Annotated in this window: 17 protein-coding genes; 14 read left to right on the forward strand and 3 right to left on the reverse strand. The window is 44.9% G+C overall.

The genetic code is table 11. From position 1 onward, the window contains the following. Positions 1 to 52: 52 nt before the first annotated feature. The 3 genes from ACYVD4_RS16745 to ACYVD4_RS16755 all read right to left on the reverse strand — a co-directional run bounded on the left by ACYVD4_RS16745 (position 53) and on the right by ACYVD4_RS16755 (position 4,183). On the reverse strand, positions 53 to 745 hold the full coding sequence (locus ACYVD4_RS16745; protein WP_460947706.1) for a sulfite oxidase-like oxidoreductase: 693 nt from the start codon (positions 743 to 745) through the stop codon (positions 53 to 55). Positions 746 to 1,096: 351 nt separating this feature from the next. Then, entirely contained in the window at positions 1,097 to 2,170 is a 1,074-nt protein-coding gene (gene pheA / locus ACYVD4_RS16750; RefSeq protein ID WP_460947708.1) for a prephenate dehydratase, read from the reverse strand. Positions 2,171 to 2,290: 120 nt separating this feature from the next. Beyond that, positions 2,291 to 4,183: a DNA topoisomerase IV subunit B gene (locus tag ACYVD4_RS16755; protein WP_460947710.1), complete on the reverse strand. Its 1,893-nt coding sequence runs from the start codon at positions 4,181 to 4,183 to the stop codon at positions 2,291 to 2,293. Between the two features lie 251 nt (positions 4,184 to 4,434). Here ACYVD4_RS16755 and ACYVD4_RS16760 point away from each other — a divergent pair, with 251 nt between their 5' ends. The 14 genes from ACYVD4_RS16760 to ACYVD4_RS16825 all read left to right on the forward strand — a co-directional run bounded on the left by ACYVD4_RS16760 (position 4,435) and on the right by ACYVD4_RS16825 (position 22,003). Continuing rightward, positions 4,435 to 6,987 (forward strand): polysaccharide biosynthesis/export family protein, encoded by a 2,553-nt coding sequence (locus tag ACYVD4_RS16760; protein ID WP_460947712.1) that lies wholly within the window; start codon positions 4,435 to 4,437, stop codon positions 6,985 to 6,987. Between the two features lie 16 nt (positions 6,988 to 7,003). Further along, complete coding sequence (locus tag ACYVD4_RS16765) at positions 7,004 to 8,122, forward strand: hypothetical protein (protein WP_460947714.1); 1,119 nt, start codon at positions 7,004 to 7,006, stop codon at positions 8,120 to 8,122. 124 nt (positions 8,123 to 8,246) lie between these two features. Then, the gene (locus ACYVD4_RS16770) at positions 8,247 to 9,086 is read left to right on the forward strand and encodes an ABC transporter permease (protein WP_460947716.1); all 840 of its coding nucleotides are present in this window, start codon (positions 8,247 to 8,249) and stop codon (positions 9,084 to 9,086) included. 60 nt (positions 9,087 to 9,146) lie between these two features. Next, positions 9,147 to 10,412 (forward strand): ABC transporter ATP-binding protein, encoded by a 1,266-nt coding sequence (locus tag ACYVD4_RS16775; protein ID WP_460947718.1) that lies wholly within the window; start codon positions 9,147 to 9,149, stop codon positions 10,410 to 10,412. Between the two features lie 74 nt (positions 10,413 to 10,486). After that, the gene (locus ACYVD4_RS16780; protein WP_460947720.1) at positions 10,487 to 11,590 is read left to right on the forward strand and encodes a DegT/DnrJ/EryC1/StrS family aminotransferase; all 1,104 of its coding nucleotides are present in this window, start codon (positions 10,487 to 10,489) and stop codon (positions 11,588 to 11,590) included. A gap of 72 nt (positions 11,591 to 11,662) precedes the next feature. Continuing rightward, positions 11,663 to 13,714, forward strand: coding sequence for an ArnT family glycosyltransferase (locus tag ACYVD4_RS16785; protein WP_460947722.1), 2,052 nt, complete (start codon positions 11,663 to 11,665; stop codon positions 13,712 to 13,714). Positions 13,715 to 13,781: 67 nt separating this feature from the next. After that, positions 13,782 to 14,486 carry a WbqC family protein gene (locus ACYVD4_RS16790; protein WP_460947725.1) on the forward strand — a complete coding sequence of 235 codons (705 nt, stop codon included), beginning with the start codon at positions 13,782 to 13,784 and terminating at the stop codon, positions 14,484 to 14,486. 96 nt (positions 14,487 to 14,582) lie between these two features. Further along, positions 14,583 to 15,236: an acetyltransferase gene (locus ACYVD4_RS16795; RefSeq protein WP_460947727.1), complete on the forward strand. Its 654-nt coding sequence runs from the start codon at positions 14,583 to 14,585 to the stop codon at positions 15,234 to 15,236. Positions 15,237 to 15,303: 67 nt separating this feature from the next. Continuing rightward, positions 15,304 to 16,500 carry a glycosyltransferase family 4 protein gene (locus ACYVD4_RS16800; protein ID WP_460947729.1) on the forward strand — a complete coding sequence of 399 codons (1,197 nt, stop codon included), beginning with the start codon at positions 15,304 to 15,306 and terminating at the stop codon, positions 16,498 to 16,500. Positions 16,501 to 16,740: 240 nt separating this feature from the next. Further along, positions 16,741 to 17,988: a glycosyltransferase family 4 protein gene (locus tag ACYVD4_RS16805; protein ID WP_460947731.1), complete on the forward strand. Its 1,248-nt coding sequence runs from the start codon at positions 16,741 to 16,743 to the stop codon at positions 17,986 to 17,988. After that, positions 17,985 to 18,986: a glycosyltransferase family protein gene (locus ACYVD4_RS16810; RefSeq protein WP_460947733.1), complete on the forward strand. Its 1,002-nt coding sequence runs from the start codon at positions 17,985 to 17,987 to the stop codon at positions 18,984 to 18,986. The genes ACYVD4_RS16805 and ACYVD4_RS16810 overlap by 4 nt, the downstream gene beginning before the upstream one ends. A gap of 111 nt (positions 18,987 to 19,097) precedes the next feature. Next, the gene (locus tag ACYVD4_RS16815; RefSeq protein ID WP_460947735.1) at positions 19,098 to 19,919 is read left to right on the forward strand and encodes a DUF5672 family protein; all 822 of its coding nucleotides are present in this window, start codon (positions 19,098 to 19,100) and stop codon (positions 19,917 to 19,919) included. A 9-nt stretch (positions 19,920 to 19,928) separates the two neighbouring features. After that, positions 19,929 to 20,951: a glycosyltransferase gene (locus tag ACYVD4_RS16820; RefSeq protein WP_460947737.1), complete on the forward strand. Its 1,023-nt coding sequence runs from the start codon at positions 19,929 to 19,931 to the stop codon at positions 20,949 to 20,951. Between the two features lie 29 nt (positions 20,952 to 20,980). Next, positions 20,981 to 22,003, forward strand: a complete 1,023-nt coding sequence (locus ACYVD4_RS16825; protein ID WP_460947739.1) for a hypothetical protein — start codon at positions 20,981 to 20,983, stop codon at positions 22,001 to 22,003. Positions 22,004 to 22,089 lie beyond the last annotated feature (86 nt).

Raw genomic sequence — 22,089 nt, forward strand, 5'->3', positions numbered from 1 at the left:
TTTTTATTTAGTGTCAAATTGCCAGCAAGATAGCGAACAAGCCCGCATTACGTCAGGAATAACGGTCATTCCGCCAAGGGTAGGCTGTGTTCGAATACCCTCGCTCCTCCCAGAAACCTAACTGGTTTTTCGAAAGAAACTCGATTCGCTTAATCCATTTAGATCCTTTCCAGGCATACAATTGTGGGGTTATCATACGCAGCGGACCACCATGCTCGCGCGTCAGTGGCTGGCCGTCGGCTGTATGCACGAGCAGTACGTCTGGCTTAAGTGCTTCTTCGAGTGCTACGTTGGTTGAGTAACCATCATATCCGTAGCACATTACGTGCGTAGCTGTCCCTTTCGGATCAACAAGTGCTGCTACGTCCATAAACCGAACCCCAACCCAAGGTACGTTCAGTCGCGACCACGTAGTAACACAGTGAAAATCGCTGGTGTCTTCTACCTGTGGTAAAGCCAGCAAATCGGCCCATTTAAGACGTATTGGATTATTGACCTCGCCATCAATCTGAAGTTGCCACTTATCAATTGGAATATTCGGTTGATAACCCAGATCCAATACTGGCCATTTCGTGGTGACGGTCTGCCCAACGGGCACTTCCGGCATTCCATGTCGATTGATTGGACCAGAACCACGCGGTTTTCCATCGGTCATGGAAGGAGTTTGAGCCATCTTCTCCTCAAACCGTCGTTTGAGCTTCATACGGGCCTCTATAATTTTGTCGGTCTTTTCGTTCGCTTCCATAGTTACATAAGTCTTATCAAACCAAAAAAGTTACAACCCCAGCCATGTTTTCACTACATTCTGGCCGCCGTAATAAGGATATTGATGTGAATAATGGGATACGTATGACCACCAAGTTACAGTCAACCTTAATAAGGTATTTGCAGAAGACGAATTTCATGCCGTGCCAGTTATTGAAGAAGATACCTAGTTGGAATTGCTACCATTATATTATTCTATTAAACATTTTATTTACCATTACTGATATTAATAAACAATGTAACCCTGTATGAGCATCAGAAAAAAGCTGCTCATACAGGGTTATGATTTAATTCCTTTACGTTTCGTTCGGTCAATACCCTAAAGGTTTTATTATGCCACCCGAACGTAGCTTCCCAACAGCTTCACTTCAGCAGCATGATGGTTCAGCACCTCCTGTAAATCGAGGTCGCTGGAGTGACCTTCACATTCTAACAAAAACCAGTATCGGAACGTAGCACCGTCACGTAATGGGCGACTTTCTATCTTGGTTAAGTTGATACGTCGGGCATTGAATTCCTGCAGAAACTCGGCCAGTACGCCCGGGCGATCGGTATTGGGAAGGCGGGCGATCAGGGTTGTTTTGTCGTGTCCACTAGGCTGGTTTACAAAATCTTTCGCTAGAATCAGGAAACGGGTCCGGTTCAGGTCACTGTCTTCAATATTATCGAACAGCACCGGTACGTCGAACAACTTGGCAGCAATGCTAGAACACACAGCGGCCGACTTTGGATTTTGCGCTGCCATCTTTGCAGCCTTTGATGTCGATTCTACCGGAACAAGCTCGGCATTTAAACCGTCGAACGAATCATTCAGAAATTTACTACACTGACGAAACGCAATATCTTTCGAGTAAATGTGCGTAATGTCGGCCAGGTTTTCAGCCTTGGTAGCAAACGTAAAATGAACTGGAATCTGTGCTTCGGCGGCAATAGTAAGATCTTTTTCGAGCAATAGATCGATGGCTTCACTGACAACACCTTCCTGATTATTTTCGATAGGAACTACGCCAAATCGAACCCGACCAGTCTCCACACTTTCGAACACTGATCGAATAGTTGGCAAAGCCATGTAAGAGCTCATCGCACCAAAGCGGCTTTCGGCCGCCTGATGCGTAAAGCTACCTTCTGGGCCTAAATACGCGACCCGTTCGGGTAGTTCCAGATTACGTGAAACGGCAAAAATTTCCAGAAAAATAGCCTCAATAGCAGCCCGATTCATCAGACCACTGTTTTTTTCGTGCAGTCGGTCTAGAATTTGCTTTTCGCGCTCGGGGCGATAAATAACGGCGTTGGTAGAACGTTTAAGCTCACCTACCCGACGTACTAGTTCCATTCGCTGATTCAGCAATGTTAAAAGTTGGTCGTCGAGGGAGTCAATGTCGTTGCGAAGGGATTGGAGCGTCATCAAAAAAATCGTCAGTCGATAGTCTATTAGCTACAGGTAGCTGTGGGTTTTGCAAAATAACGGCTAAAATCACTAACAACGAATAACTATCGACCAACGACGATTGGTGTTACGTACTATTTATACGAGAGCAGGCTCGTCCATGTCTTTTTCGATACGTAGATTATCAATAATAAACCGCTGACGGTCGGGGGTGTTCTTACCCATATAATAACTCAGCAGTTTGGGCACAGACGTCTCTTTTTCCATAATAACGGGTTCCAGCCGCATATTTTCACCAATGAAGAGGCCAAATTCTTCGGGTGAAATCTCGCCCAATCCTTTGAATCGGGTTATTTCAACTTTTTTACCGCCTTTCGTTAATTTGTCGATGGCCTTCTGCTTTTCCTCTTCCGAATAGCAGTAGTTCGTTTCCTTATGGTTTTTCGGATTTCGGACGCGAAACAGGGGCGTTTCCAGAATATACAAATGTCCGTTACGTACTAAATCCGGAAAAAACTGTAGGAAGAACGTCAACATCAACAGGCGAATGTGCATTCCATCAACATCGGCATCGGTAGCAATTACAATTCGGTTGTAACGCAGCCCTTCCAGCCCTTCTTCAATATCGAGCGCGTGCTGCAACAGGTTAAATTCTTCATTTTCATAAACAACCTTTTTGGTCAACCCAAAGCAGTTAAGTGGCTTACCACGAAGGCTGAATACGGCCTGATGCTGTACGTTACGTGATTTTGTAATGGAACCGCTGGCCGAATCTCCTTCTGTAATAAACAACGTTGACAGATACCGGTCGTCAGCCTTTGGATCTGGCAAATGGTTGCGACAGTCGCGCAGTTTTTTATTGTGCAGACTTGCTTTTTTGGCACGATCATTAGCTAACTTCTTGATACCAGCAAGTTCTTTACGCTCCCGTTCCGATTGTTCAATCCGCTTTTTAAGTGAATCGCGCACGGCTGGGTTCATATGCAGGTAATTATCCAGGCGCTCTTTCACAAAATCAAGTACAAACGAGCGCACTGACTGACTATCAGAGCCGGGTGCCATATTGATCGAGCCTAATTTCGTCTTGGTTTGCGACTCAAACACAGGCTCCTGCACCCGAATACTGACGGCAGCTATAATACTGGCCCGAATGTCGGTTGTATCATAGTTTTTGTCAAAATGCCGACGTACCGTTTCAACAATAGCTTCTTTAAGCGCATTGAGGTGTGTGCCGTGCTGGGTTGTATTTTGGCCATTTACGAACGAGTAATACTCTTCGCCATACTGATTGCCGTGCGTAATAGCAATTTCGATATCGTTTCCTTTCAGATGGATAATAGGGTAACGTAGTGAGTCTTCGTCCGTCCTATTCCGAAGCAGGTCAAGCAGTCCGTTCTGGGAAATATATTTCTGTTTATTAAATGCAATGGTTAAACCAGCATTCAGATAACAGTAATTCCAGATCATGTTTTCCAAATATTGTGGAATGAAATGGAAGTTTTTAAATACGGTATCATCGGGCTCAAAGCAAATCAACGTACCATTCCGTTCGTTGGTTATCTCTTCGCCCTGCTGCTTAAGTTCGCCCCGTTCAAATTCGGCCCAAACGGTACGTCCTTCGCGGAACGACTGAACCCGAAAATAACTCGACAACGCATTAACGGCTTTAGTACCTACCCCATTAAGACCAACCGATTTCTGGAAAGCTCCCGAATCGTATTTGCCACCTGTATTAATTTTGGAAACAACTTCTACTACTTTTCCCAATGGAATACCTCGCCCAAAATCACGCACTTCGACCCGGTGGTCGGTTACTCGAACATCAATTACTTTACCATGGCCCATAACGTGCTCATCGATACAGTTATCAATTGTTTCTTTGAGCAGCACATAAATACCATCATCAGCGGCCGATCCATCGCCGAGTTTACCAATATACATGCCCGGGCGCAGCCGAATGTGTTCGCGCCAATCGAGCGAACGAATACTATCTTCGTTATATTGAACGGTTTGATTTAGCAATTCTGCCATATAAAATGGATAACAAATAAACAGGGAAATGCAGTTGACGAACTTAATCTATCGACACAAACATCGGAAAAGTTATACCATGATGCCATTAAACCGGAAAACTCTCCGGACAATAGAAAAGTATTCATAATCCAACAAAAGTTCGCTTACTTTGCCGAATGAACTGTAGTATGTACTTATAACTGGTTGAGTTACGTTAGCTATAAAGCTTTATCTCAACTGCTTATAAGCTTGTTCGACTTCTTAAAATTATGCAAAATCGGTCAATTTTTCACGACTTTCCATCAAAATATTTTCGCTCTATTCCAATGTTTTCGACCCGTTGGTTGCGGACAAGCACAGCAACTCTTTTCTTTTCGGCGATTAGTCTGATTTCTCAGGCTCAGGTTTTACCCACAACAGGCGGTGCTACTGCCCCTGGCCTGCCGGCTGGTTCTGCCGGACGAGGTGCCTTGCCAGCAGGTGCCAATACAAATAACCTACCTGCCAATATTCGGCAACAGATTCAGCAACGGGGAGGAAAGCCTCCAGGGCAAAATATTCAGACTGCTCCTGACGGCCGTGAACTGGCAGACCCATCAGACACAACAATTTCGGCAACAAAGCCTGAAAATATCTCTCTCGCCAATGAAACGGCAGATGAAAAAGCACAACGTCTTGAAAGAGAGACAATTCGTCGAAAATTGTTCGGTTATTCCATTTTCAACGATCCTTCTCTAAAAACCTCGTTCCAGGCTGCCACCAATATAGCCACTCCTCGTAATTACGTGGTTGGCCCAGGCGATCAGCTTAATATTCAATTATATGGCTATACAGAGACCGACTTTAGCCAAAAAATTTCGCCCGATGGCAATATTTATTTTGCGCAGGGAACAGGAATTGGTCCGGTTATGGTAACTGGCTTATCCGTTGAACAGGTTAAAGCTCGTTTGATCGAACGGCTATCCAAACGATTCGTTGGCCTTCGCAAGTCATCTTACGGCCCCCAAAACACCTTTCTGGAAGTTTCGCTGGGTGGCGTAATACGTAGTATCCGCGTGACGGTTACAGGCGATGCCGTCCGGCCTGGTACGTATAGCATGTCGTCTTTATCGACCGTAATGAATGCGATTTATCAGGCAGGTGGTCCAAACGAACTAGGCTCTTTCCGCAAAGTGCAACTGATACGTAACAACCGCGCCATTGCTACGCTTGACCTATACGATTATCTGCTCAACGGAACCCAACGTAACGACATTCGTCTACAGGATAATGACAATATCCGTTTCACTACGTTCATTCAACACGTAGAAATCACGGGAACCGTTAAACGTCCCAACATATTCGAGATGCTGCCGGGCGAAAACATCGAGCGATTACTGTTTTATGCAGGTGGTTTCTCAGCTCAAGCCTATAAAAATCGGATAAAAGTTTCTCGCCTTACTGAACGTGAAATTAAGGTTATTGATGTGACCAGTTCTGAATTCAGTACGTTTGTTGTGCAGGATGGCGATCTTGTAACAGTTGAGCGTCTGCTAGATCGTTTCGAAAATCAGGTAACTATAGAAGGTGCTGTGTATCGTCCGGGCCAATACTCGCTTGATAATAGCCCCACTCTAAAGCAACTTATCACTACGGCTGAAGGTCTTAAAGGCGATGCGTTTACTGGTCGTGTTAACATTGTTCGGACACGCGATGATTTGGCGCTGGAGAATATTACAGTTAACCTCGCTAATATTCTGGCCGGCACAGAAGCCGACTTGCCCCTTCAGCGTGAAGATCAAATTATTATACCATCTCGTTTCGACCTCACCGAACGGGCTACGATTTCGGTACAAGGCGAAGTAAACCTCCCGAATACTGAAATTCCCTATATTGTAAATATGTCGCTAAATGATGCTCTGCTCCGTACTGGTGGTTTGAAAGAATCTGCAGCAGCATCAATGGTAGAAGTAATTCGCCGTAAGAAAGATGCAGATCCACGTTCCGCTTCGTCGCAGATTGCTGAAGTATTCCGGTTTAACGTAAATCGTGATCTATCGCTCAGCACCGATGATAATAAGATTGTTCTGGAACCATTTGATCAGGTTGTTGTTCGCCGTTCGCCAAATTATTTTGTTCAGACCTATGCCAGTGTTGAAGGCGAAATTATTGTTCCGGGTCAATATCCAATACGTAGTAAAGACCAGAAAATATCAGATCTGATTAGTCAGGCGGGTGGTTTAACTCCGCAAGCCTACGTAGAAGGTGCTACGTTAGTCCGGCAGATTAAACTAAGTCCAGACGAGATTGCTCGTCGGAAGCAGGCCGTAGCCGATGTAGCCGATGGCATATCGAACACACCAACGGTTGTTGAAGCAGACAGTATCGATACAAACGCTACGGAGTCAATCGGGATAAACCTGAAGAAAATTCTGGCTCGTCCTGGCTCTTCGGAAGATATCATGGTTCAGGAAAATGACATACTACGTGTTCCCAAACTTCTTGAAACGGTACGTATTCAGGGGGAGGTGTTAATGCCAAACACGGTAAAATACCGCACAGGCCAAACGTTTCAGGATTACATTTCAAATGCGGGTGGTTTCACAGCTAAGTCGCAAAAACGTCGTTCGTTCGTTATCTATGCCAATGGCTCGGTAGACCGGACACGTAAATTTATGTTCTTCAACGTATATCCGCGTGTTGAACCAGGGGCCGAGATCGTTGTTCCTAAAAAGACATCTGTACCTCTAACGGCAGCACAGGTGCTGAATTCAACAGTTGGTATTGCAGGCTCTTTACTAACCCTGATTACGACTGTCTTACTTATTACCCGAGTTCGATAAACGGTTTTTCATTTCTATGAATCCAACTAATTCAACAACTTCGACCAACGTAAACTCACCGGCCGCACCGCGTGCATTGCCACCGGATCAGATATCGCCGAAGTCTGTTGTGCTACGTCTCTTTAAACTTAAAGACGTAGCCAAACGTAACTGGAAGCTGCTGCTTATTTTGACTGGTATTGGTGCAGCAATTGGGTTTATTTTCGACATAACCCATAAAAAGGCCCCTATTTACAATTCGTCAATTATGTTCAACCTGGGTAGTGGCTCATCGGCAGGTGGCTTGGGTGAACTCAGTCAGTTAGCTGGTGCTTTTGGCTTAGGTGGTGGCGCCCCAGATGCAAATATTTTCTCAGGCGATAACTTTCTTATCTATGCACGCTCTCGTCCGGTGGTGGAAAAAACGCTGATGAAGCATGACACTATCAACGGGAAAGATACGTTGCTGGTGAATTATTACATTCGTCACAGCGGTATTCGCGATGAGGAATGGGAAGACGATGATACGTTACGTTCCTTCTATTTCAACCGTGCCAAGAAGCCCAGTGAGTACACACGGACGGAGCAAATTGTTATGTCTACGATTTACACGCGGATTCTTACTGAAATTGCGGTGAAACAACCCGAGCGAAAATCGTCGTTTATGACGCTAAGCTGCGGTATGGAAGATGAACAATTGACGGCTGCTTTTCTGACAACCCACCTCAAAACTATTGAAGAGGATTATCAGCAGAAGCAAACCAAGAAAACTCGTGAAATGTATGACTTGCTTACCTCACGAGCCGATTCGATTGCCCGAATGCTGTCGGGAACCGAAAACCGCTTGGCGCAATATCTCGACCAGAATCAGCAGGTGGTGGTAGCTCAGGCACGTATTACGGAAACCAAATTAAGTCGTAACTCGTCCTTCTTAACAACGCTGTATTATACGGCTCTTCAACAAGCCGATAATATGCGTCTGTCGCTTATTCGGGAAACCCCGTTGTTTACCATTATTGAGCCGGTTGCCTTCCCGCTTTATAAAGAAATTAAAGCATCGTTGGGTATGCAGGCTGGCATTGCTGTCGGCTTATTTTTATCGATCATCATCATCTTCCTGCGCGAGACATATCGCTCAATTATGAAGGGGGATTAAATTGGTTGTAAGGTTGTAAGGTTATAGTGTTGCAAAGTTGATTAGAAGCATGAGGCTTGTTTCTCAACAAACGCTATAACCTTACAACCCTACAACATAATAACTATCAAACTATCTGACCTAATTGAAAAATTACGAAGTTCTTATTCAGCCCGGCCGCTCCGAACGGCACTATTGGCGAGATCTATGGCGTAACCGGGAGCTGATGTATATTCTGGCCATGCGCGACGTATCAGTACGGTATAAGCAAACTGCACTTGGTACTGCATGGGGGCTAATTCGCCCATTAACCACTATGCTGATTATGGTATTCGTTTTCAGCAAAATTGCCAGACTTCCTGCCGATCCGGGTATTCCATACCCACTAATGGTGCTGGGCGGTATTACAGTCTGGACGTTTTTCGCTACGGCCTTTACGCAAATCAGCAATAGTGTAACAATGAATGCCAACCTTGTTACTAAGGTTTATTTTCCAAGGCTTATTATGCCAATCAGTTCAATCGCCATCAGTTTTGTCGATTTTCTGGTATCGTTGGGGCTTTTTATTGTTATCGCTTTGTGGTATCAATTCATACCTGACTGGCATTTGTTGCTGCTGCCTGCTTTTATTCTATTAGCCTTACTAGCTTCTTTTGCGTTTGGCCTGTTCTTTGCTGCCATCAACGTTCGCTTCCGAGACATAGGTCAGCTTATTCCGTTTATTGTTCAGGTTGGTTTTTATGTCTGCCCTATTGCCTACAGTAGCAGACTGGTTGCAGAAAAACCAGCAACCTGGTGGACCCCACTCTACTGGTATAATCCTATGGTGGGTATTATCGATGGGTTTCGCTGGTCGTTACTTGGAGAAAAAGCGTATTTCAATCCTCAGAGTTTAGTAATATCTGTTGTTGTTGTTCTCGTTTGTCTGGCATTATCGCTTTATTTTTACCGAAACCGCGAAAACACATTTGTGGATGATATTTAATCAGTTAAAGGTTTATGTTTCTCAGAATGAGCATTACAATTAGCTGGTGACCTTGATACTATGTCTGTAATTACTGTCGAAAATATTAGTAAACAATACATCATCGACCACAAGAAAGGGAAGGGTTCGAATACGTTGCGCGATATGATTGCCGAAAATTTTCGGTCTGTATTCGGTCGTAACAAAGATCAGAACGCTATTACTCACGAAGAATTCTGGGCGCTACGTGATGTAAATTTCTCGATTGAGCAGGGCGATCGTGTGGGTATTGTTGGGCACAATGGCGCCGGGAAATCGACGATGCTCAAAATTCTGAGCAAAATCATCGAACCAACCTCGGGAAGTGTTCGTATTCGTGGCCGCGTAGCAAGTCTGCTTGAAGTAGGAACAGGTTTTCACCCCGAGCTAACGGGCCGCGAAAATATCTACCTGAATGGCTCCCTTCTGGGTATGACACGTAGCGAAATCCGGAAGCAATTCGATGAAATTGTTGCATTTGCCGGCGTAGAAAAATTTCTGGATACTCCTGTTAAACGGTATTCATCGGGAATGTATGTGCGGCTTGGCTTTGCCATTTCGGCCCACCTCGATCCTGAAATTATGATTGTGGACGAAGTACTGGCCGTAGGTGATGCTGAATTTCAGAAAAAAAGTCTTGGCAAAATGCGAGACAATTCGGCCAGCGGACGTACTGTTATTTTCGTAAGCCATAACCTGACAGCGGTTCAGTCGCTCTGTAACAAAACGCTTTACTTCGAAAAAGGCCGGCTTATTGAGCAGGGCGAAACAAACGAAGTGATTGCTTCTTATTTGAGTAAGGTGTCGAAAGTACGACTAACTCGCCAGTGGAATACGCCGGAAGAAGCACCCGGCAATGATCTGGTACGTATTCGCAGAATCGAACTTATTCCTCAATTTGAGCCCGACTCGAACCGTATCGATGTTCGAACACCCATGAAACTTCAGTTCGAGTTCTGGAATCTGATGGATCGGGCCAATTTAAACTTAAGCCTGCACCTGAATTCGCTCACAGGCGAATGTATTTTTAACGTGGGGACTCAATCGCAACCCTTCGAAAAAGGATTGATTCAAGGCGAATGCACGATTCCGGGCTACTTTCTGAATGACGGTACGTATACTATATCGATGATGATTGTGAAGGATACGGTTACGGTACTGTATAATCTGGAAGAAGGCATTACCTTTGATGTAGAAGATTATCGGGAAGGAATTGCCTGGTACGGTAAGTGGCCAGGTTACGTGCGACCGCAGTTTCCTTTCCTTGCAAAAATGCTGGAACCAGCCGCCACAGAACCAGCGTCGTAAGCAGTAAGTAATAACCATATCTGGTTTACTACCCAATGCTACGTCGCCTACTTACAGCAAACTGCTACTGATTGATGATTTACGTAACAAAGTCTTATCTCCCTGATATTGAAGAATATAACAAGTATCTGGAAGAAATTTGGAAATCGGTTCATTTAACCAACGATGGCCCACTACTACGTCGGCTGGAAGATGAACTTAAGGCCTATTTGGGGGTTAAACATCTGAAATTCTGCACGAACGGTACCATTGTACTCCAGATGGCCCTTAAGGCATTGAATATTACAAAAGAGGTCATTACGACTCCTTTTTCCTACGTAGCAACAACGAACGCGCTTCTTTGGGAAGGCTGTACGCCTGTTTTTGCGGACATTCGCCCCGACGACTTCAATATCGATCCGGACAAAATCAGACCGCTGATTACGGAAAACACGCAGGCAATTCTGGCTACCCACGTTTATGGAAATGCCTGCCAGATTGAGCAGATTCAGGCAATTGCCGACGAGTTTAATCTCAAGGTTATTTATGATGCTGCCCATACATTTGGGGCTAAATACAAAGGGCAATCAATATTGAACTACGGCGATCTTAGTACATGTAGTTTCCACGCAACTAAAGTTTTTCATACGGTCGAAGGTGGTTGCATTGTAACCAACGACGATGCTATGGCCGAGAAATTGCATTTTTACCGTACGTTTGGCCATAAGAATGATGATTATAAAAGCATCGGTATTAATGCCAAAAACTCGGAATTCCATGCAGCTATGGGTCTGTGTGTACTTCCAAAAGTAGACAGTCTGATTGCAGCCCGTAAGGAGCGTTTTGGTTATTACGACAGCCAACTTGATTTTACCCGCATCAAGCGCCCAACGCTCTTGCCGGGTATGGAATACAATTATGCGTATTATCCTGTGGTATTCGATTCGGAAGAAACGCTCCTGCAGGTAATGAAAGCACTACAGGCTCAGGATATTATTCCTCGCCGGTATTTCTACCCCTCACTCAACATACTTCCGTTTGCGCTCGATAAGACAGGCGCTCAGCCTTGTCCAATTTCGGAGGAAGCTGCCCTATGCGTTCTCTCTCTGCCGATGTATCCTGATTTACCGAAAGAAATCATCGACAAGATTGCTACCATCGTCAATGAAACGGTGGCTGTTCTCGACGAAAATGTATAATGTATCGAACGGGCAGGTTATGATGGCTGACAAGTTTTTTTGAATCAGTCGTTAAGCCCCCGTGTATTCTCTATGGTCATTTTATATCTTCTCTCGCTTCTTCTTTTTCTTTATTATCTGGGGCGTATCTCGACTTACATCAGCCGTGAGTCACTAACCGAATGGTGGCTAACCACATTTCTGTTAGGTGCCGGTAGCGTCATTTTAACTGGATTTATTTTATCGGCTTTTTACCTAACAGCCAGCGCACCTGTATGGGCCGGTTCAGTTTTCATTACAGCCACAGTGTTAGGTACAATTCTGAAACAACTGGTTGGCTCACAAAAGACGTTTTCGGTACGTCAGCTCATCGTGCTACGTCGGCAAACCTTTCGAGACTGGTTTCGTCATCTTTCGGGCTATTCGAAATTTCTGTTCGCAACATTATTTGGCACGTTGCTGATCATTGCGCTCATGAATTTGTTACTGGTTTTCTTCACCGTTCCGAACGAATGGGATAGCATGACCGGACACTTGAATCGGGTGATGCAATATCTCCAGCGAGGTACCATGCGTCACTTTGGTGGTACGAACTGGAACATGGATACGTATCCGAAAAGTGTCTGTACGCTTCAGATTTATTCGTTTTTGATAACTGGCCAATTCGAGAACGGATTTAAATTTATTCACCACCTTAGTTACTGGACAGCCCTTGTTGCTGTTTTCGGAATTGTACAACGTATCGGTCAAAATCGTCTGTCGGCCAGTTTTTTTTGTGCGTTAGGTTATGCACTCCTGCCCGACTTTCTGATGCAGGCCATCACAACCGAAACAGATATCGTTCTGACAGCGTATCTGAGCGTACTGCTTTACATGCTTTTCTCCTATAGGCAAGCGCAGGATAATCGCTACCTCTATCTGGCCGGAATGGCATTCGGTATTGCCCTGGGTCATAAAATCACGTTTGCGCTTTTGCTACCGTCGGTATTTATCGTCATGATTTATACCGTCTTCCTATCCCCTTCCTGGCTTATTACGTTCGGGCGCACCTGGCGATTAGGAATTGCTATTGTGCTGGGCGTGTGCCTATGGACTTTACCAACCGGATACCTAAAAAATATCGAAGTATTTGGTCACCCGATAGGCCCGCCAACAGCTCTAAAGCATCAGTCGGTTGAACGGGCTGGCTCATTTGCGAATCTTCTGGAACAAGGTAGCCGCAATGTTGTTCGTTACGGCTATGACCACATCAATCTTGATGGCATTCGGAACATTAAAGCTGGAGCAGACCTAAATCACACGATGCGTCTACCGCTGGTTTGGCTGGAAGATAAACTACATATGCGATTGGACGAAGAAACTGATTTTTCCATCCAGACTTTCTCATTCGACCGTCGGTTTGTTTATTACAATGCCAACCCATACTGGGGAGTTATCGGTTTTGGGTTGATTTTCCCGCTACTACTTCTTGTTTTGGTAGGCTATTTGCGTTCAACTGCGCACCTCTTTCTAGGAATAGCGTTTCTGATTCATTTCATAGCCCTCTCCTACTCAGCACCTTACGACCCATTTAAAGGCCGCTATTTTATTGAGACTGGCCTCTTCGGTATAACGTTTCTGGCTCTGGTTTTTCTTTCTCCACGCTTGAATGTAGAAAGTCCGAAGCGTTACGTCTGGAAGGGCTACGTTGGGTTGATAACTGTTATGGGCTGTTTTTCGGCGTTGATGTGCGTGTTTTTCAATATTAGGGCTCTACCTTTTGCCTGGACATCACCCGACGGCATTCAGTTTACATCGGTGTTCGAGGCCGACCGAATTCGACAAATCACCATCGGACGACCTGATACGTATATTCCTTACAAACGATTTGACGAACTGGTACCTGATAGTGCCATTGTGGCGCTGGCTACCATAAACGACGATTACGAATACCCATTATATGGCCCGAAATTGTCGCGTCGGCTCATTGCCATCAATCCGTTTGAGAAAGGATTACAACCTATTCCGAAAGATGCTGATTACCTTTTCTTCGATAAATCGGTAATGAAGCCACAACCCGGTGATTTGCGGTTAGGCACAGACACAACCATGCGGGCAATAATGACCGTACCGGGGGAAGATTATTATTTACGAAAATTAAAATGAGTACGTAAAAGTGATAAGGGCGACTATGAAAAACGTTTGTCGCTTTTATTGCTCCTCACCATAGCCTATGACACTTGCCATTATGCAGCCTTATTTTCTGCCTTACATTGGCTATATGCAGCTCATGAAGGCAGTTGATACGTTCGTTCTCTACGATGACGTAGCGTTTATCAATCGAGGCTGGATAAATCGAAATCGTCTACTAATTAATGGCCAGGAATACTTGTTTACAGTGCCACTAAAAGACGCCAGCCAGAACAAACGAATTAACGAAGTACACATTGCCGACGATCCGAAATGGCGCAGCAAACTGCTTAAAACTATTGAGCAAGGCTATCGGAAAGCTCCCTTTTACCAAACGGTGATGCCATTGACCGAAAATATTGTCAACTTTACTACCGATTCAATTGCCGATTTAATTCACTTCAGTCTGGTTGAATTAAATCAGTATCTGGGCTTAACCACGCAATTGATCAAATCCTCAACGGTTTACGAAAACGACGATTTAAAAGCGCAGGAACGAATTCTTGATATTTGTCGGCAGACAGGGGCTACCCAATACATTAACCCGATTGGTGGCACCGAATTGTATGATAAACCAACGTTCGCACAAGCGGATATTCAATTAAATTTTATCAAGTCCACGAAAGTCGAGTACGCGCAGTTTAGCAAAACAAATGAGTTTGTCCCATGGCTTTCAATTATTGACATCCTGATGTTCAATGACGTAGCAGCCATCCAAACGTTGCTCGACCAATATGAACTAGTTTAAAATGGTGAAAGAGCGAAAGAATGAAAGGCTGCCCAACACGGCAATAGTCTCCCTCTCCTCCACTCTTTCGCTCTTTCACTCTTTCACTTATTAAGCATGGCAAAAGTTGTAATTTTTGGGGTAATGGACACAGCCGAACTGGCTCATTTCTACCTCACACATGACTCAGAACACGACGTAGCAGCTTTTACAGTTAGTCGTGAATATATGAATGGTAACGAATATAAAGGCCTGCCTTTAGTTGCCTTTGAAGAAGTTGAAACACTCTTCTCTCCCCAGGAATACAAGTTTTTTGCTCCTATGACGGGCCGGAATATGAATCGCAACCGCGAACGGATTTATCTGGAGGCAAAGGCAAAGGGCTACGAATTTATTTCATACATCAGCTCGAAAGCCACTCTTTTCGGAAATCAGATTGGCGAGAATTGCTTCATTCTTGAGGACAATACAATTCAGCCATTCACAACAATCGGCAATAACGTAGTGCTTTGGAGCGGAAATCATATTGGTCACCACGGGCAAATTAAAGATCATGTCTTTTTCACATCACACGTAGTGATGTCGGGCCACTGTGTTATTGAGCCTTATTGTTTTTTCGGCGTAAACAGCACCATTCGCGATTATTTGCACATTGCCACGGGAACACTGTTAGCCATGGCTTCGGCTGTTTATAAGGATACCGAAGAATGGGGGATGTATCTGGGTAATCCTGCTAAAAAACTACCCAGGCCTAGTTACGAAGCGTATTGATTCAGCGAAGAGAGCTGGATGGGTAAGTCTTGTCTAATCCTGTATCTGGCTCCTCACCTCCTTTTCATTGAAAAAAGTTCTCTTCATCGGCCACGACGCTAACCGAGCTGGTGCTCAGTTAGTTCTGTTAAATTTGATGCGCCTGCTCAAGGAGCAAGGTATTCAAATGCACCTCCTTTTAGGCGATGGTGGGCCTCTTTTGGCCGATTATCAGGCTATTTGTCCGGTAACAATCTGGCCAACTCCCAAACGATACGTAGTGGGAGCAACTGCGGATAAAGTGTTGTGGAAATTGGGGCAATGGCAAAACTTTCATGACCGAAAACAAAAAGCTGAACAGGATGCCATTCAGGCGTCCTTACAACTCGATACGTTCGACCTGATTCTGGTCAACACAGTCACTAGTAGTCGGTGGTTTTGCCAGCTAGCCATTCCCGAAACGACACCTGTTGTTACGTTTGCACATGAGCTAGCTATTTCGGTACGTATTTATACAAAACCCGATGAGCTGGAATATCTGCTACGTCGTACCAATCGTTTGCTAGCTGTATCAGAAGCAACAGCACAGTATTACGCCCAAACGCATGGTTTTCCTGCCGACCGTATAGTGCTTTACACGCTTATCGATACACCAGCTTTACAACGTAACGTAGAGACTGCCCGTCAGCTACCGAGTATTTATGAATCACTGAGCGTACCGACCAATGCGTTGATTGTGGGAGGCTGCGGTAATGCCGAATGGCGTAAAGGCAATGATTTGTTCATCACGTTAGCACGCCAGGTAATTGGTCGAATGGTAGATACTAGTCAGCCTGTGCATTTTGTGTGGGTTGGTGTACCGCAGGGCTCTCTTCGCGATGATTTGCTGCTTGATATTCAAAAGGCAGGTCTGTCGGATTACGTGCATCTGATTCCTCCTACCCCCGACGTGCTACGTTACATGAGCAGATTCGATGTATTTGTTCTCTGCTCACGCGAAGACCCCTATCCTCTTGTTGTATTTGAAGCTGGTCTTTCCAGCATTCCTGTAGTTTGTTTTCAGAATGCCGGAGGCTCTCCAGAATTGATTGAAACCGACGGTGGATTCAGCGTTCCTTACCTCGATCAGGATGCCATGAGTGCGCGTGTCATTGAGTTGCTTCAACAGCCTGCCCTCCGTCGAAAGTTAGGCGAACAGTTAAATGAAAAAATTCTCCAGCGCCATCCTGCTCATCAAAGTATTGAAAAAATAGTGACTTTATTCAACCAGCTAACTCTTAAGTAAGACAATTGCTTTTTGATTAAACGGCCTATTTGCCTAACAATCTGATTCTCAGAAAGGTTAGGATTATTTTTAATCATATTAAATCTTTTCAGGTTAATATTTCGTAAAACTTGAAATAGAGAGGTAACTTTCAGAATCAATATTGGTACACTTTCTTTTTCTCCCCTACGAATGTTAGCGGTTTTAAAAGTTCACTTTCCGAAATAATCATATAGATGAGTATTTCTTAAACAGTTTCGTATGAAAATTGCTGTATGGCACAACCTTCCTAGTGGAGGAGGGAAACGCGCAATGTTTTACCATCTGAAAGGGTTAAAAGAGCGTGGCCACCATATCGAAATCTGGACAACTCCTCAAGCAGACAGTCAATATCTTGACTTTGAATCCATTGGCCCTATCCATATTGTTCCCTTAGATTCCCCTGAAGGGCCCATTTCGACCAGTGACCGTATTGGTTATATGGGATTTCAGCAGGATTCAGCCATGCGCGCTATGGAAGCTCATAGCCGAACCTGCGCTCAGCAAATTCAGGCAGCCAATTTTGATATTCTGTTTGCTAATAGCTGCATGACGTATGCAGCGCCTTATATTTCCCGCTTTGTCGAGATTCCAACTCTTCTTTATCTGGGAGAGCCATTAAGATACCTTCATGAAGCACAACCTACTCTTCCTTGGACAGCTCCTGAAGGTACGCCGAAATGGACGAGCTGGGCTTATTGGCGCATGCTCGGTAATGATTTATGGAGAGAACGTCGCTTCCGTGTGTTACTACGCGAAGAACAGTTAAATTTTCTGGCTTTCGACAAAGTAGTGGTCAATTCGTTCTTTTCAGCAGAAACATGTGCACGAGCATACGGTAAAGATGCCGAAGTTGGTTATCTGGGTGTTGACACAGAAGTTTTTAAATCGCTTGATCTCGACCGCGAACCCTTTGTTATCTGCACGGCTAGTTTTCAGGCGCGAAAAGACCCAGCTTTCGTTATTGATGCTCTAAGCTATATACCAGCTAATAAGCGGCCTACTTTAGTCTGGGTTGCCAATTCGACAAGTTCTGCCTATGAAGCACAGATGCAACAGCACGCTCTGGATGCAGGTGTAGAGTTAGTGCTGAAAAAAATGATATCTGACGATGAACTGGTTACGTTGCTCAATCTGGCAAGCGCCTTTGTGTATGCTCCCCGGCTCGAACCGTTTGGACTAGCTCCTTTAGAAGCTAATGCCTGCGGATTGCCCGTAGTGGCTGTTGCAGAAAGTGGCATTCGGGAATCCATCCATCATCTTCAGAATGGCCTGCTGGTTGAACGAAATCCTCGTCAAATGGGTCAGGCTATTGACCGTTTACTGCATGATGATGATCTTTGGCAAAAATTATCAGCAGAAGCTCTGTATCACATAGAGACAAAATGGTCGATGAAACACTGCACCGACCGTATCGAAGACGCCCTCTATCAAACAGTGGTCAGAGCCAAAGAAATAAATCTTAAATGAAACTTGCTTTTACGATTTGTTCAGTCAATTATCTGGCGCAGGCACGAACCCTGGGCGATTCTCTTCGACAAACAAATCCTGACTACACATACATCATTGGTCTGGTCGATAAACTGAGCGTAGCCAATTTACCGGATGAGCTTATGCCAGTATATCCGATGGTTGAAGTCGATAAAATCAACATTCCTGACTTTCAGGCGATGTGCGATCGTTATGACATTACGGAGTTAAACACAGCCGTTAAGCCATTTTACTTCGATTATTTTTATAATACGTATCCCGAATTAAGCCAGATCATTTATTTCGACCCGGATATTATTGTTTACCAGCCGCTTACTCAACTGAATAATGCACTTGAGCAATACAGTCTGGTTCTAACACCTCATACCTGTTCGCCTACTCCAGATTGGAAACGCCCAAATGACCAACACCATTTAAACACAGGCATTTTCAATCTCGGATTTATTGGCCTCCGTAATGATTCAACCGCCCGACAATTCGTTGACTGGTGGAAAGAGCGGCTGGTTTACGAATGCCGAATTGACCTTTGCAGCGGTATGTTCGTTGATCAGCAATGGGTAAATTTTGCCCCCGCTTATTACGATAATGTTCTGATTGACCACCACCCGGGCTACAACGTAGCGTATTGGAATATTCACGAACGATACTTGTCGCAGAATGAGGCTGGTCAATGGCAGGTTGCCGAAACGAATAGTAAACCCGGACCACTATTACAATTTTTTCATTACAGCGGATACGACCCCTATAAACCCGATAACGTATCGAAATATCAGGATCGATACACGTTCGAGGAACGGCCAGATATAAAACCAGTATTTGAGCTGTATAAAAACCAGTTGCTTGCAAACAACAACGAGCAGTATCGCAAATATCCCTGCGTATACATAAAGCCGCCTAAAGTGCTACGTTATAGACGGGTACGTAAAGCGATTAATATGCCGTTTAATCAACTTATTTCGTTATTGGAATCGCTCTAATTGTTTCAGACTGTCCGCTTAGACGAGTTTTCAAAAACTATAGTGCCCATATCCTCACAATTGCGAAATTTGCGGGTAATTTGCTCAGTTCGCGAGGAAGTTGTCACCTGAATGAAGTCATCTGTTTCTGTTAATGTAGTCATTCCAATCTATAAGCCAGAGCTTACTGATTACGAACGTATTTCGCTAACCCAGTGCCTGCGCGTGTTAGGCAACTATCCAATCTGGTTCATCGCACCCAATTCTCTCGATATTGCTACATATCAGACCATTGAGCCATCCTTACAAATCCATCGGTTCGACGATAGTTATTTTACCGACGTACAAGGCTACAATCGGCTAATGCTTTCGGAGGAATTTTACCGGACATTTTCTGATCAGGAGTACATTTTAATTCATCAGTTAGATGCCTTTGTTTTTCAGGATGATTTAACGTACTGGTGTCAACAAGGGTATGACTACATTGGTGCTCCGTGGCTCCGCGACCGGGATTTTACCGGATTCTACGACCGTGCTACGTTCCTTATGCGTCAACAAATAGCCACCTGGCTCAACCTGAAAAAACCAGATGGCATTACCCCCCGCGAAATCATTAATCTGAATGGTGTCGGTAATGGTGGCTTTACGCTACGCCGGGTTTCGGCTATGCTACGTTGCTTGAAGAAGTTTCCGGAGAAAGCGAAGGAGTACGAACAAATTCACATGCATCAGTACCACGAAGATGTTTTCTGGAGCATTGAAGTGAACCGATACTGGCCAAATTTACGGATACCCACGTATCGAAAAGCACTCCATTTTTCGATTGAGTTTTTCCCAAAATGGGCCGTTGAGCATTACAATCATGGCAAACTGCCGTTTGGCTGCCATGCCTGGGATATTCACGGAACCGACTACTGGCGGCCAATTTTTGCCCGTTACGGATACCAAATTTAGTTCAGACCTATGACCGTACCGGAAAAACTTAGGATTTCGATTGCGCTTTGCACATATAATGGCAAAGCATATCTGCCAACGCAATGGCAAAGCCTGCTCGATCAGCAATTACTACCGGATGAGATTGTAATTTCGGATGATCTTTCGACCGACGGCACGGTTGAATTACTGAAACAGTTGTCCGCCGATGCTCCTTTCTCCGTTCGTATTCTTAACAATATCACCCGGTTAGGGTCGAACAAGAACTTTGAACGGGCGTTGTCGGCCTGCACCGGCGATTTGATTTTTCTCTGTGATCAGGACGATGCCTGGCTCCCGGAGAAAATCAGTACGATGACCCAATATATGTCGGAAAACCCTGACGTTCAGGTATGCTTTTGTGATGCCTGGGTTACAGATGAACAGCTTAAGGGTCGTCAGCAACGGTTCTGGGAAGTCGTTCGATTCGATGAACAGGCGAAACAGCGCGCTCTGCATGGCGAAATGATGGAAATTATACTCGATGGTAATCGGATGATGGGCTGCGCTACGGTTATCCGACGCTCTTTTCTTTCTGTTGTTCTTCCCATCCCGTCCGATATTTCCGGCTATATTTATGATGGCTGGATTGCTTTGGTAGCCGCCATACATAATCAGCTTCATTTTATTGATAAACCGTTGCAACTTTACCGAACCCACGTACAACAACAGGTGGGCGTTCGCGAACAGGAGGCTGCGCCAACGGTTCGGCTTCAGGATCGTTTTGCCCGACGTAGAGCCGGTAAACTAGCTCCGCTACGTGAAAAAGAAGCTTTATTCGCCAAGATTCATCAATTGTTAGGTGATCGGGTAAATGGCACCGCTTATGGAACAGCCATGCTACGTCGGCGATTAGCCCATTTTAGTATGCGGAGTCACTTACCCAGCAATCGGCTGAAGCGAGTTGGCCCAGTATTCAGTAGTTTTGCAAAAGGAAACTACCATCGTTATGCCGATGCATCGGCAAACTGGTACGCTCCTTATCTGGCTATTCTGGGCGATTTGCTTGAGTAGTTTTTTTATTACTTTAGTTTGTCCCCACTGTGTTACTAACCATCTGCACGATTCGTCAACTGCCACAAGCCTACGCGTTGGCTGATAATTTTCGTCTATTTTCTCCTAAGTCAACTGACCAGTCCAATGCGGTAATTATCGGTTTGGCCGATGATCATATCCAATTACCAGCCGGATTTGTTTCGCCTTACCCAATTCTGCCGGTTGGCGAACTGTTATCGGTTGACGAACTAAATACACTATCGGCAACCTACACACCAACTGAATTTGTAGCTGCCGTTAAGCCTCTGTTTATCAAAGAAGTATTTCGCCAATATCCTCATGCCGAGACAGTAGTATATGCTGATCCAAACATTCATTTTTTCGGAGCGTTAACGCCTATATACGAACAGCTTACGAACACCAACGCTATACTGACACCACACATCACCCAACGTCTGGAGAGTTCAGACACGTACTGGCCCGACGAAAAAGCGTTTCAGAACGTAGGGTTATACAGTGCAGATTTCATGGCTTTTCGCCGTTCTACTGAAACTGACCGACTCCTGAACTGGTGGGACGACCGTGTTCGTTCTCGTGCATATATCAACTTCTGTGAAGGTCTTTGCACTGACCAGATATGGTTGATGCACATGCCCGTTTATTTCCAGAACGTAAAAATTGTCCGAAATCCAGGTTGGCACGTTGCCCTCTGGAATTTCCCCGAACGAACCTTACGTCAAGAAAACAATAACTGGCGAGTCGATGGGCCAGCTGGAGGTAACGAAAACGTACTATTCGTTAATTTTAAAGGACTGCACAATCCCGACGAAGGTTTTTTCCCACATCAAACTCGGTTGCGCCCCGCTAAACGAGTCGACGTTACGTCGCTACTAACTACGTATCATCAGGCACTTTCGCTCCAAAAACTACCTAAGCTGGCCACAATAAAACCAGCGTTTGGCCAAAAGCCGGAGCCTGTTGTGCTACGTGGCTGGCGCTACGTAACGGTCAAGTCGCTACGTAGTATTACTGGATTCATTAGCAACGTACCGCTTCCGGTTATTAGGTAGCATGGTGCCAGAAGGCTGACAACAACAAGGTTTTATCAACAAATAGCACTATTTTTGCGGGTGTACTATCTCAGAAAAATACAACT

The sequence above is a fragment of the Spirosoma daeguense genome (assembly GCF_054776875.1).